The sequence below is a fragment of the Nostoc sp. ATCC 53789 genome, assembly GCF_009873495.1.
Lineage (GTDB): Bacteria > Cyanobacteriota > Cyanobacteriia > Cyanobacteriales > Nostocaceae > Nostoc > Nostoc muscorum_A.
In genome coordinates, this window is record NZ_CP046703.1 from 4,647,735 (window position 1) to 4,661,761 (window position 14,027).

Annotated in this window: 9 protein-coding genes; 8 read left to right on the plus strand and 1 reads right to left on the minus strand. The window is 40.0% G+C overall.

Annotation, left to right across the window (positions count from 1 at the left end; all coding sequences use genetic code 11):
* Positions 1–209: 209 nt before the first annotated feature.
* The 8 genes from GJB62_RS19170 (at position 210) to GJB62_RS19205 (ending at position 12,432) form a co-directional block, all read left to right on the plus strand.
* Complete coding sequence (locus GJB62_RS19170) at positions 210–1,901, plus strand: fasciclin domain-containing protein (protein WP_114082912.1); 1,692 nt, start codon at positions 210–212, stop codon at positions 1,899–1,901.
* Positions 1,902–3,166: 1,265 nt separating this feature from the next.
* Positions 3,167–5,059: a pentapeptide repeat-containing protein gene (locus GJB62_RS19175; protein ID WP_114082914.1), complete on the plus strand. Its 1,893-nt coding sequence runs from the start codon at positions 3,167–3,169 to the stop codon at positions 5,057–5,059.
* Positions 5,060–5,117: 58 nt separating this feature from the next.
* On the plus strand, positions 5,118–6,665 hold the full coding sequence (locus tag GJB62_RS19180) for an FAD-binding oxidoreductase (RefSeq protein ID WP_114082915.1): 1,548 nt from the start codon (positions 5,118–5,120) through the stop codon (positions 6,663–6,665).
* A 23-nt stretch (positions 6,666–6,688) separates the two neighbouring features.
* Positions 6,689–7,393 (plus strand): actin-binding WH2 domain-containing protein, encoded by a 705-nt coding sequence (locus tag GJB62_RS19185; protein ID WP_114082916.1) that lies wholly within the window; start codon positions 6,689–6,691, stop codon positions 7,391–7,393.
* 42 nt (positions 7,394–7,435) lie between these two features.
* Positions 7,436–8,143 (plus strand): actin-binding WH2 domain-containing protein, encoded by a 708-nt coding sequence (locus GJB62_RS19190; RefSeq protein ID WP_114082917.1) that lies wholly within the window; start codon positions 7,436–7,438, stop codon positions 8,141–8,143.
* A gap of 352 nt (positions 8,144–8,495) precedes the next feature.
* The gene (locus tag GJB62_RS19195; RefSeq protein ID WP_114082918.1) at positions 8,496–9,722 is read left to right on the plus strand and encodes a pentapeptide repeat-containing protein; all 1,227 of its coding nucleotides are present in this window, start codon (positions 8,496–8,498) and stop codon (positions 9,720–9,722) included.
* Between the two features lie 371 nt (positions 9,723–10,093).
* Complete coding sequence (locus GJB62_RS19200) at positions 10,094–10,465, plus strand: DUF2358 domain-containing protein (protein WP_114082919.1); 372 nt, start codon at positions 10,094–10,096, stop codon at positions 10,463–10,465.
* Between the two features lie 1,214 nt (positions 10,466–11,679).
* Complete coding sequence (locus tag GJB62_RS19205) at positions 11,680–12,432, plus strand: hypothetical protein (protein ID WP_114082920.1); 753 nt, start codon at positions 11,680–11,682, stop codon at positions 12,430–12,432.
* A 232-nt stretch (positions 12,433–12,664) separates the two neighbouring features.
* On the opposite strand, the gene GJB62_RS19210 is transcribed toward GJB62_RS19205, so the two are convergent.
* Positions 12,665–13,939 carry a ribulose bisphosphate carboxylase small subunit gene (locus tag GJB62_RS19210; protein WP_114082921.1) on the minus strand — a complete coding sequence of 425 codons (1,275 nt, stop codon included), beginning with the start codon at positions 13,937–13,939 and terminating at the stop codon, positions 12,665–12,667.
* Positions 13,940–14,027 lie beyond the last annotated feature (88 nt).

The window sequence follows — 14,027 nt, forward strand, 5'->3', positions numbered from 1 at the left end:
GTGATGAATATTTGGATAAATGTGATGAGATGTCAGAGCAGCTACTCATAATGTCCAACATTTTGATTTTCCAGAGTTAACGGTTGTATTTGGGGTTCCCATCCATAATCGATGTAAACCAAACACTCATCTGGATATTTGTATTAACTTAACCTTGCACCCAGTATTTTCCAATAGTCAATCCAAGAATTTCAAAAGAGGGTATTTCTATGTTTAGTTTTTTTCGTTGGCCATCAGCAAGGGTTGCTTTACTAGTCCTGGGAATGACAGCTGCTACAATAACTCCCATCGTAATTTCTACCCCAGCTTCATCTCAAAATACCGTTCCATCTGAGACACCATCTCCTGCAACACCATCTCCGACTTCAACAGTTAACTTATCTGATGTTTCCTCAGATTATTGGGCGCGTCCCTTCATTCAAGCCCTAGCTGACAATAATGTAATTGCTGGCTTTCCTGATGGCAGCTTCAGGCCAAATCAAGCCGTGACTCGTGCTGAATTTGCCGCCCTGATTCAGAAAGCTTTCCCTAACCAAAATCGAGTTCGGCAATTAACCGCAGGTGGATTTCGTGATGTTCCTGCTGGTTATTGGGCATCTTCTGTAATTCAGTACGCCTACGAAACTGGATTTTTGGCAGGCTATCCTGGAAACGTGTTTTCGCCAAATCAACAAATACCCAAGGTACAGGCGATCGTTGCTTTAACGAGTGGTTTAGGCTTAACTGCTAGTAACACCGGAGCCAGTACTGACCTCAGCACGTACTACACCGACGCTTCAAGTATCCCGCAGTATGCCATTGCCAGTGTTACTAGTGCAACACAATCTAATATTGTTGTTAATTACCCAGATGTAAAACAACTCAATCCCCAACAACCTTTAACTCGTGCTGAAGTTGCGGCACTCTTATATCAAGCTTTGGCTAAACAGGGACGAGTACAACCCATTGCTAGCAATCTTCCAGCTAGTCAGTATATTGTTGGTGGGACTCAAACTGGTAGCGATATTGTGACTCTTGCTTCATCCAGTAGTTCTCTTACAACACTGACTTCTTTATTAAAGGCAGCCGGCTTAACAGATGTTCTTCAACAGCCAGGCCCTTATACAGTCTTCGCTCCCACCGATCAAGCATTTGCTGCTTTACCTGCTGCTACCTTACAGCAGTTACAGCAACCAGAAAATAGACAAGCATTGATTAAGATTTTGACATACCACGTGGTTCCTGGTGCAGTCACTTCTAGTCAACTCGCGGCTGGGGAACTGCAAACTGCTGAAGAAAAGCCTGTAAATATTCAAATCGATCGCGCTAGCAATCAAATCTCAGTGAATAATGCCAGAGTTATCCAGGCGGATGTTAAAGCTAGCAATGGTGTTATCCATGCAATTAACCAAGTTCTTGTCCCGCCTGATGTTAACATCAGTCAGTTAAATCAACCACCAACAGGAAATGCAGACGGAACAACGCCTACTGTTACACCAGGTAGAACTACTCTTGGTGGCCCCAGCTATATCGGGGTTGCTGGTAACATTGGTTTAAGCGGCAACGATACAGCTTTGAGCGATGGTAACTTTGCAGTAATTAGTAAGATTGGTCTGACACGTAATATCTCAGTGCGACCATCAGTGCTATTTGGGGATGATACAGTGTTTTTGGTTCCCTTGACTTTAGATTTTACCCCTCGTGCCTCTGCTGACGTGGGCGACCGAACCTTCTTTATATCTCCTTATATAGGTGCTGGTGTAGCGATCGAAGCTAATCTAGATACTGATTTTGGATTACTGCTAACTGGTGGTGTAGACATTCCTCTCGGTTCTAGATTTACGTTAAATGGCGCTGTAAATGCTGCTTTTATGGATCAAACTGATGTAGGGTTACAATTAGGACTTGGCTACAACTTCTAAGTCAACATATAATTAGATCCCCCTAAATCCCCCTTAAAAAGGGGGACTTTGACTCCGGTTCCCCCCTTTTTTAAGGGGGGTTAGGGGGGATCTAAAAGTGGCTAAATTCACAGTGAAACACTTTTCAAACAACCTCTAATACTTTGAAAACACGCGCTAGTCTTATAAATAAAAAAGAGTGGAAGGAAGCATATCAGTCAGCTTTCAAACTCCCACTCTGCCATTTGCTGCTGAAGTGAACAGGAATGTATACAGACGTTGCCCGTTATTTAGGGGCTAATGCGTATCTCAACAACAACGTCCATACATATTTAATATTCCTGTTGCAGCAAAGGCTAAACCTGATTATTGATATTTATCTGCTGAGATAGATACTCTGCAAATAATTTATTAGAGATAGTTTTTTGGAAATCATTTAGTAAATAAATAGTGTTTTACAAAATGAATTTAATTGTGTGGTAGCCCCTGATAAAAACCCTTGAAGTCGTTTATCTTCGTACAATTTAACTTGGGTAATTAGAATGTGGTTGCCATTTTGGCAGGTTTTTAAATTTTCTAATTGGGGTATTTTTTTGCTTTAGCAGAGGTAAAAGCTTGAGGCTTGAGGGGTTTTACCCCCTATTTATTAAGCAACAGTATTATGGAATTTGCTAATAGCGTTTAACTGTCATAATGATACAAATATCTTGGTAAGGGTATAGTCAAATTCAGAGGATGTTTGAAAAGTCTTTTTGTTGGTATCAAAAGTTTTAGATACCTCTAAATCCCCCTTATCAAGGTAAACTTTGATTTCGTTTCCTGCCTTTTTAAAGGATGTTAGAGAGGATCTAAAAGTGTTTAAAGTCACAGCGAAATAGTTTTCAAACAACCACTAAGGTTAAAAGGGCGGTTAGAAAATGGTATAAGGCTTCGTGAACAAGGCTTTGATACTCGTGAATGAGTCTTTGAACTCCGTTAATGAGTCTTTTATACTCGTAAATGAGTCTTTTATACTCGTGAACGAGCCTTTGAACTCCGTTAATGAGTCTTTGATACTCGTGAACGAGCCTTTGAACTCCGTTAACGAGTCTTTTATACTCGTGAATGAGTCTTTGAACTCCGTTAACGAGTCTTTTATACTCGTGAACGAGGCTTTGAACTCCGTTAACGAGTCTTTTATACTCGTGAACGAGCCTTTGAACTCCATTCATGAAAAATATCTAACCATTCTTAAATTTACAGGGGTGAGCGTGTAGTAAAATTTGCTCACCTCCGTAAAGTGGAACATGGCTTTAGACTTCTCCGGTCAAAATCTCCGAGGACGCAATTTCAAAGGTAGAAAAGACCTTGTGGGTGCTAACTTTAGCTATGCCGACATCCGAGGGGCAAACTTTACCAATGTCAATTTGAGAAAGGCAAACTTCAGTCATGCTAAAGCTGGACTGCAATGGCATTGGGCAATTAGTGCAGCAATAGTAACAGTCTTATTAGTTTCATCCGCACTATCAAAATCTGTAATTGTGGCTTTACTAATAGCTTCACTGGTAGTTATCAGCGTAGCTCTGGTTGCTTCTAGGTATAACTGGGCTGTTGCTCTGACTGCAAATCTGGTTTTAACTATAGCTGGTTTTATAGCTTTGATTTTGGCTTTGATTATCTCAGCAGTTGTAGCTAGTCCTGTATCTATATTTAATGTTGTTTTAGTTGGTGGTGTGCCAATTGTTTTAGCGTTTTTGGGGTTTATATACATAGCTGTATTTGGCTCTAGAGCCGCAATTATATCTACAGCTAGAGCTAGGGTTGAAGCTGGTATAGTTCCTTTTTCCATAGCAGTCGCTGACGAGTGTTTAAAGACTGCCATAATCAACACGGGTGGTACAAGTTTTCGCATGGCTGATTTAACAGATGCTAATTTTACTGCGGCGATGCTGAAAAATACTAATTTTGGATCTGCTAATGTAACTCATGCTTGCTGGTTACAAGCTCAAAAGCTTGATTTTGCTCGTGTTTATGCAACTTATCTTGAAAAACCCCAAGTACGCGAGCTAGTAATTACAGGACAAGGACAAAATAAAAATTTTGATGATCTATCACTGCGAGGTGTCAACCTACAAGCAGCTAACCTAGTGGATGCAAGCTTTATTAACGCTGATCTCAGTGAAGCTAATTTGCAAGATGCCGATTTTTCAAGAGCAAAGCTGAAGCAAACGCAACTAGACGGCACAGATTTAACTGGTGCAACTCTCACAGGCGCGTACATTGAAGATTGGGGGATTACAAATACAACTAAATTGCATGGGGTGAGGTGTGAATATATCTTCATGCGTTTACCCACCAAACAAGACCCTGACCCTCTCCGCAAACCTGATAATAAACAAGAAGTATTTGCAGACGGGGATTTTGCCGACTTTATCAAGCCAATTTTTGACACCCTCGACCTTTACCATAATCAAGGCGTTGACCCCCGCGCCGTTGCCATAGCCTTCAAAAACCTTGCCGAAAACCATCCCGAAGCCGAGTTAGAAATCGTGGCAATGGAGAAACGCGGCGAAGATAAAATCTTACTCAGAGCCAAAACCGCCGCAGGGAGCGATAAATCTCAACTGAGTGCAGAATATTTTGATGATTATAATCAACTCAAAGCTTTATCGCAGAGTCAGCAATTATTGCTGGTAGAAAAAGATAAGCGCATTATTAGTTTAGAAAATATGGTAGATACTGCTCTCAAGCAGCCCAAATTTTATACACAAGGAGATACAAATATGTCAGATATCAGTGGCATCAATATTCAAGGTAGCAGTAATGTTAGCGGTATCGCTGGCAATAATTCTATTGCTAATTTAGGAACCATTAGCGGTAACGTGAGTATTGCCCTCAATCAGTTACCTGATGCAACCGATGCCGAGAAACCAGGAATCAAAGAATTATTGTCACAGTTGCAAGATGCAATCATCCAATCCACATATTTGTCAGAAGAAGACAAAGCCGAAGCGCTAGAACAGGTGAACAGTTTGGCAGAAGCGGGTAAAAATCCTCAAGAATCCACCAAGCAAAAGACTGCAAAAACAGCAATCACTATGTTGAAAGGGATATTTACAGGCTTACCTGCGATCGCATCGCTGGTTGAAGCTGGTAATAAATTATTGCCTGCGATCGCAAAACTATTCGGTTTGGGATAAGGGCGTTGTTCCAACAAAGATACGATCGATACTAGTAACTTTGCTGGAATCAAACCCGATGTCTTTAACTGAAGAAATTCTTTCCCAATTACCAGGTGATGTTTTAGGAGGGTTGCGTCAAGGCGATCGCATCCTCACATCTCTGCGCGAAAACTCCGCACCCGCACCACAGTTAGTTAAAGAAAATCAACAACCTTTAGGCGTTGTCGATTTCGATGTGCTGATCTGCGGTGGCACTTTAGGTATTTTAATTGGTTGCGCCTTAGCGGTGAAGGGACTGCGGGTAGCGTTGATGGAACGGGGTATTTTACGGGGGAGAGAACAAGAGTGGAATATCTCTCGGCAAGAATTAGATGTGTTTGTGGAATTAAACTTGCTGACTGAGGATGAATTAGAAACTGCGATCGCAACTAAATATAATCCAGCGCGAGTTAGTTTTGATGGCGGTACAGAAGTTTGGGTAGAAGATGTCTTGAATATTGGCGTAGATCCAGTTTATCTCCTGGCTACATTGAAGACCCGATTTCTCGCTGTGGGTGGGAAGTTGTTAGAAAATACACCCTTTACTGAAGCGATCGTTCATCCAGATGGGGTGATGATAAATAAGCAATTCAAAACTCGGTTATTAATCGACGCAATGGGACATCTTTCACCCATCAGCCAACAAGCACGCCAAGGCAAAAAACCAGACGCGCTGTGCTTAGTTGTCGGAAGTTGTGCCCAAGGTTTTCCGGAAAATAACTCAGGCGACTTGTTGTTATCATTTACGCCTTTGCAAAATCAATGTCAGTACTTCTGGGAAGCTTTCCCAGCCAGGGATGGCAGAACCACTTACTTGTTTACCTACATGGATGCACATCCCCAACGTTTGAGTTTAGAAGGTCTATTTGAAGAATATCTGCGTCTCTTACCAGAATATCAGGGAGTGGAATTGAGCAAGCTAAAATTTCAACGGGCGTTATTTGGCTTCTTTCCTACCTATCGGCAAAGTCCTCTCAAAACTCTTTGGAATCGCATTTTGCCAGCCGGAGACAGCAGTGGTAGTCAGTCTCCCTTGAGTTTTGGTGGTTTTGGGGCAATGGTGCGTCACCTGAAGCGTTTAACTTATGGCATTTACGAAGCGCTAGAAACAGAACAATTATCTGTAAAAGCTTTAGCACTGCTGCAACCATATCAGCCAAGTCTGACTGTTACCTGGTTGTTTCAAAAAGCGATGAGTGTTGGTATAAATCAGAAAATTGCCCCAGATCAAATTAACCAACTCCTGTCGGCAGTATTTCAAGAAATGCAACAGTTGGGTACACCAGTGTTAAAACCATTTTTACAGGATATAGTGCAGTTTTCGGCACTAACCCAAACACTGTTAAAAACTGGTTTATCTCATCCGGGAATAGTTGCCAAAATCATTCCGCAAGTAGGTTTAGGAAGTTTATTAGATTGGACGTTACATTACGGCAATTTAGGTGTATATACTGCCTTGTTTTGGTTGAGTCCAATGTTAGAAACATGGATTAAGAATCAACCAAATGAACAACAATATTATTGGCATCGTTTGGTTGATGCCTGGAAGTATGGTTCTGGCGGTGATTACTCAGATGAAACTTAGAATTTTATCAGTGTGAGGATAACATGATTGAACGGAAATCATTAGGAATCAAATACTTTGCAGTCCTGATTGGATTCCTGCGCGATCGCCCAGGTTTTCTGGAGGAAATTCGCCAAGGTACGAGATTACCAACTAAAATCATTTCTCTGCTGGTTTGCAGTTCCTTATTTCTCGCCGCGTATGGTGGAATCATTGGTGCATACCATAGCTGGATGCAAGCTTTGTCTTCCGCCATTAAACTCCCAGCCCTTTATTTAATCACACTTTTGATTTGTATCCCGACGTTGTTCTTTGCTAACATCATTTTTGGTTCCAAGCGGACTTTTGCACAGCATTTAGCATTAGTATTAACTGCGGTTTCAGTCACAAGCGTACTTTTATTTAGCTTTGCACCAATCACCCTCTTTTTCTTGATTACCACGAATAATTACCAATTTTTAATTCTGTTAAATGTATTCATCTTTGCATTAACTGGATTTATTGGTATTTCGTCTTTATATCAGGCGACGAGTTTAGTTTTAGAACAAGATGATGAAGGTAGTAAGACACGCCAAAAGATTTTACAATTTTGGCTATTTCTTTACGCTTTCGTAGGCAGTCAGTTAGGATGGACTCTCAGACCATTTTTTGGCACACCTGGTTCTGTATTTGAACTATTCCGCGAAAGAGAAGGTAATTTCTATTTAAGCGTCATTAAATCTCTTAGCTATCTTTTTGGATTCCGTTAATTAGTCATTAGTAATTTCACAAAATATACAAACTATAAAATTATGCTGAAAAAGCAGAATCGCGGAATTCAACAATTTGGTGTCTTGGTTAATTTACTGCGCGATCGCCAGTCTTTTTTAGAAGAAATCCGTCAGGGAGTCAGGTTACAAAATAAAATCAGTTCTCTATTCGTAACTAGTTCTATATTCTTTGCTCTTTATGGAGCAATTATCGGTGCATCTCACAGTTGGGCACAGGCATTATCTGGTGCGATTAAACTTCCGGTATTCTATTTAATCACACTGATTATTTGTTTCCCGACTTTGTTCTTTTTTAATGTTTTGTTTGGTTCTCGGAGCAGTGTTTTACAGCATTTCGTTGTATTACTCACATCTGTATCAGTGATTAGCGTACTTTTATTTAGCTTGGCACCCGTTACACTATTTTTTCTCATCACTACACCAGATTCATATCAATTTTTCAAACTATTGAATGTGCTAATTTTTGGTATTACAGGCATCTTTGGTGTGAAATTTTTATATGAAGGGATGCAATTACTTTCTCAACAAGATGAAGTCGGTAAAAAAACCCGCACCACTATTTTAAGATCCTGGTTATTGCTTTATGCCTTTGTTGGTATGCAGTTAGGATGGTTTCTCAGACCATTTTTTGGTGCGCCTGATTCTAAATTTGAATTATTTCGCGCAGTAAAAGGCAACTTTTATTTGGATATTGTGACGGCGATTTCCGAAATTTTAGGTTTGCGTTAACATAATCGCGGAAATCCCCCTGGCTAAATTCACAGTGAAACACTTTTAAAACAACCTCTGAAGCCTCGATTGCATTAAGCTTCAACACTCACCGCAGTCGGGGTTTAATTGGGCCTATCCGCAGCAATCTACTCATCATGTCAGTCTTTGCGATCGCAAACAAACCCAAAAAGCCGCATTTCAGAGGATGTTTACAAAATAAGTTATCAGATATTTTATAGATAATTTCTATGAAATAGATTTAAGTATATGTCAAGTAGTTCCGTGTTTGTACGCTATCAGATATTTACGGATGCTCTTAAAATCAACCTAAATTTATTTCCGTAAGGAGTCAAATATGAAGACTTATAACATGTCTTTCATAAAGACAAATGGGCTCACGATTTTGCTGGTATTTATCTCAGTTATATTTATTTTTTCTTTAACTCTAATCTTTTCCTTATTTGAAAATATTCAAGGACTTTCAAACCAAGAAAAAATAGAATATATCACTCAAGCCTTAACAACTATTGCGATCATTATTGGAGGACTAGCATTAATTATTAATGCTTACTATACATCCAGACTCTCTTTGGATGAAAATCAGAGTCTGTTAATGCAGATCCTTGCTGGGACACTAGCTTGGGATAACAACATAGTAACTGGTATCAATTACAAGCAACCAACTCCCCAAGAAATTGTTCCCGAACGCTTTTCTAAAGCAATTGAACAACTAGGAAATGAAAAAATTGAAACGCGGTTTGCCGCAATTTATGCTTTAGAACGAATTGCCAAAGATTCTCCCAAAGACCATTGGACAATTATGGAAATTCTCGCTGCTTTTATCCGCGAGAATGCTCCGGTAAATCAAAAATATGAGGATGAGTTACAGGTATCATCAAAACTTCCTACAGATATTCAAACAGCGATAACTGTCATTGGGCGACGCGATTCACATAAAGACCCAGTAAATCAAAAACTAGATTTACGCAATACAGACCTCAGTAATGCAGACTTAACGGAAGCTAACCTCTCTAAGGCAATTTTCGTAGGAGCTAACTTACAATGGGTAAATTTTACACAAGCAAATTTATCCGAGGCAGACCTATCAGTAACCAATCTTTGTGGGTCAGTCTTCTATGAAGCAAACCTCTCTAAGGCAACCCTTCCAGAAGCCAATTTGCAAGGCGTAATTCTCAGAAAAGCAAACCTCTCGAAGGCAATCCTTTATGATGCCAACTTGGAAGGGGCAATTCTTTGTGATGCTAGTTTGGTAGGAGCAATTCTTTGTGATGCCAACTTGGAAGGAGCAATTCTTTGTGATGCTAATCTCTTTGAAGCCAACTTTGAGGGTAGCAACCTCGAAGATGCAAACCTGATTGGCAGTAACCTGCAAAACGCAAAACTTGCTGGGGCCAACTTAGAAGGCGTGTTACTTAGTACAGCTAATCTGCAAGATGCCAACCTCCAAGAAACTAATCTCTTTAGGGCAAACTTGAGCGGATGTGAGAACCTAGAATTACAGCAGATTGAAGAGGCATTTGGCGATCGCACAACAATCCTACCGGAAAATCTGAATATACCCCAACATTGGCGTTAATAAAAGGGACTTCCAAATAAAAAAATATTCCAAAACTGACACAAAAATCCTCTTAATTTCTCCTCTCTCTGTGTTCTCTGCGTCTCTGTGGTTCGTTTTTTGGGATAATTTATTCCTTGGAAATCCCAAAAGCCCCGGCGAATTGAATAGAGCCTCCGGTACGCTGACGCGAAGGCAGTTATAGAAACAAAGTCCGGCTTCTCGAACTAGAGAAACTTAAGGTTTTTTAACCCGTCTGCGCGGGTTTTCTTCGTATAGACCCGATTTCTAACCGCTATTTTAACTGTGTTGAATTTAGTACCCAAAACTAAAAAGTTGTCAAAAACCTGATATCCTCTATCAGCGAGGACATCGAATATAAAGCGACGATTATGGATATCATTGAAATTCTCAAAGAAGACTATCAAAGATTCCCAGTCAATCAAACTTACAGCATTTACGCTCCAGACGTTTATTTTCAAGACCCACTGAATAAATTTCGTGGTGTTAAACGTTATCAAAAAATGATTAATTTTATCCAAACTTGGTTTTTAGATCCCAAGATGGACTTACATAATATTCAACGTTTAGGAGACACAATCAAAACTGAGTGGACACTCAGTTGGAATACTCCTCTCCCCTGGAAGCCACGGATTTCTATTCCTGGTTGGAGTGAATTAGGTCTTAACTCTGATGGTTTGATTGTCTCCCATATCGATTATTGGAATTGTTCACCCTTAGACGTGGTGAAGCAGCATTTCTAGCGCTTCTGGGTTGATTAGTCCAATATATACCTAACCTCCAGCCCAAAATACCATATCTCTCCTTGTCAACTTAGGTGTACAGACAATTTTTGTAGAGTTATCCCCCAGTTTTTAGAAGACTACAGTGTATACACAAGTCTTAAAAACCTAGTGGTCTCTCGCATTAGTTATGAGTGGTAAATACGTTTGTAGTGAGGACTTTAGTCCTCAAATATTCAAGCACTAAAGTGCTTACTACAAACCTATCAAAACTTTTGCGATAGACCAGTAGCTTGATGAAGTTTTGCTTTTTTGCTCATTCTCATACGGAGTATGGGAATACATTCTGAATTAATCTATCACTGCAAGCAGAGCCTGTAATCAGCTATTCCCGCTCTCTGTATCGATAAAATAAGACGAAATCGAGCCATTATGATGAATATTCCGATATTCATCACTAACAAGCAATTGCCCAAAAAACTAGATCCAATATCTTAATTAAGAGAAATTACTCAGATTAATGTATTAGTTTTATGAGAAATAAAATTATTCACGAATTTTACTGAACCAAAAAACAGCTTGACTAAGCCAAACTAACTTTAGAACCCTATTTAAGGAATATATCTATGTCTCCTCCAAAAACGGACATCACATATTCTATAAAAAGCTGACTTAAGATCGGCTGGACTGAAATCAATGGATTCAAATATGAATTCAATCTTCTAATAATAGAGATAAAAAAGGAACAAATATTATTTGTTCTCTAAAAGTATTTGTCGCAATTTCTCAAACAGAATTCAAGAGTGAAGAATTAGAATTGAGAATTAATTCTGGCTTAAAAATTGAATAGCGCAGTAGTAGCAAGTCTGCAATCTTCTTAATCAATGAAGTCTTTTTACCCTCACCAAATCATAGATTTGGTGATGACACAAGGCGCAAGTCTAGTCTAGCTTTGCGAACAAGATACCCACGCAGCATTTATTAGAGAGCATTTAGATTCTGAATTGATCATCAATCTATTCAATGAGGCTCTTTGGATAAGAAAGCTTTATATACAGTTAATACCATGCAATGTCATGCATATTCTGTTAAGCATTTTGTAGTCTAGCCTCATTTATCGTAATGCTGCAAATGTTGCTATCTGCGAATTTCAACAATTTTGCTTGTCTAAACTCTCATTAGAGTTTATAGTGATACGGTGTTTTTCCCTTACAATTTCTCGGCAGATTTATATCATGATTTATTCTCAAAAATTTCAAAAGTATTTGGCAGGTTTCTCTTTATCTGTCGTATTAGTAGCTGATTTAGTCCTCACACAAAATGTCCCTCCAGCTTTTGCCGAAATAGTAAATTCATCTATTGGGAATGCTGTGACATTTAGTTGCAATGATAGTGAAGCGACAATCAAAGGCAAAAAGGGGCCCAGAGTAGTTAGTGGAAGTTCAGCCTTTTACATTGGTTATCAGCAAGTCTCATCTAATAACAAAAACCCTATAACTATCCGTTTTAATAATGGTATTAAAACATGGTGTAGAACTGATTACGAAACAACAAATGACGACGGTACAGGCTACGGTTTGTATTGGACTGGGGGAAATTTTTTATATGGCGTTTACTCTTCCACTGGCAGTCAGACTGGTAATGATTTTCGCCGCTTTGCAACCGGGCGCTGGTTGTCTAGCTATGGTAGTGGAGGCGGGCCAAAAGTCGCAGTTATAGCCCGGATTAATCCAGCCAATGGCGAGGTTTACTATGCTACATTTTTATCTGCGAAAAAGGCAGATAATGGAAATACAAATTCTTTAGTTGTCAGAAGCCTGTCATGGGATGGCACAAATTTAACTGTAGAGGCAAAGTCATGGTGGACTCCCCGCCGCACTAATACCAACTCCATGACTTGCTCTGGTGCATCTCCTTATATATACACAGCAGTATTCACTAGCGATTTAACAAGGGTTAACTCGGCTTCAGCTGCTACCTGTAGTTAAGGTATAAAGATTCAGCTATCAAATTTAGGACTTACGCAAAACGACAGGCGGTAGGGGCAATTAATGTAGACGCTTTGCGGCTACTCTACGAGTTAGTACCCGCAGGGTATTGTCCCTACTAGAAAATCAAGCTTTGGGCTATTTTTTGCGTAAGTCCCGAAATTGAGGAAGCATATTTTTCCAGTTGTTTGAGAATTGACAAAAGCGATCGCTCTTTCTCAATTATCTATTCCTAATTTTTCCCATGCGGACGATGAATAATTGTCTCTAAAACCCGCCGCTTGGCTTTCGGATCAATACCTACTAAGCGGATATACTCACCGCTATATTCTGCCAAAGTTGCCTCTAAGTTTGAGATTGCATCAGACTCGGCATCAATGTGGCTATGAACACAACTTTGCCAAGAACCTGTGCGGAAACGGCGCTCATCTACGTGTTCAATGCTGATTTTGTAACCTTGAGATAATAATTGCCGAATCTGTTCTTGTGTCTCTAGGGTTAAATGTGGGCTTGATACTTCCTGTTTCTGGAATCCATTCGTTTTTGCTTCTTGAGTTGCACCATTGCTTGACGGCTGATTAATTGGTGTTACAGCAGCAGGCTGTGCAGATTGAGAATTTCTACCTCGATTGAGTCGGTTGTAATCATCAACCAAATGGGAATTTTCCACCCGTTTTTGTTCACCAACGAGGAAGTTACCAGACTCGATTAAGTGAGACAGCCTGAAATCAGGCTTTTTAAATTCTGGTGGCCCTTCAGTGCTGTTAACCACACTCAAGGATACTTTCTCAAAACCTACTTTATGGATGTAGTTGCGGATTTGTTCGTCATAAATGCGCGATCGCAAAGCGCTAAAAAAGTCAATTGACTGGTTGACAAATGTATCAACTAGTTGTTCAACTTCCTTCTGCGATAGTCCATCCGGTTCAAAAATCCCTTTGACAATTCCCACTTTGTCGTCTCTGTCTGGTTCCCAGTAAAATTTCTCCATCCGTCCATCCCGAATTAACGGTGCATAGAGGGTAGAAAAATCATTACCTGTGACAATAATCGGTACACGATGTAAAGGTGTGGAATCGTAGCTTCCAGGCAACTGCACATCTGTAGGATTATCAGCAATATTCATCAGTGTGGCATTCACCAACTGCGTATTTACAGTATATTGCGTGCCTTCATCAAAGCGTCCAGCCCCCGCATCTAAATCGTTAATCATCAGTACACACATTTTGCCGCGTACTTTGATCAGTTCTGCTGTTTCCCGATACCGCAGCCGAATCAACCGCGCTGGATCTCCTGCATCTGGACTTTCCAATTCGCCGCCAGAGATATTAGTCACTTCGATACCCATTTTCTCGAAGACTAATTGACATTGAAATGTTTTGCCTTCTCCTTTGCGTCCGTGAATACCTAAAATCACGGGAACTCGCACACCAGGAAGCTTTAGAAAGTTTTTGGTGATGTGGACAGCCAGTTTGTCCAAAAAGCGGGGAGCGATGTAGTAACCCATAAAATTATCTTTGCCTAGCACTGCCTAAAGTAATGTTAAGTTTTTTTGGTGATGACTGTTTATTTATCTTTTGGTAGAAAAGCAACGC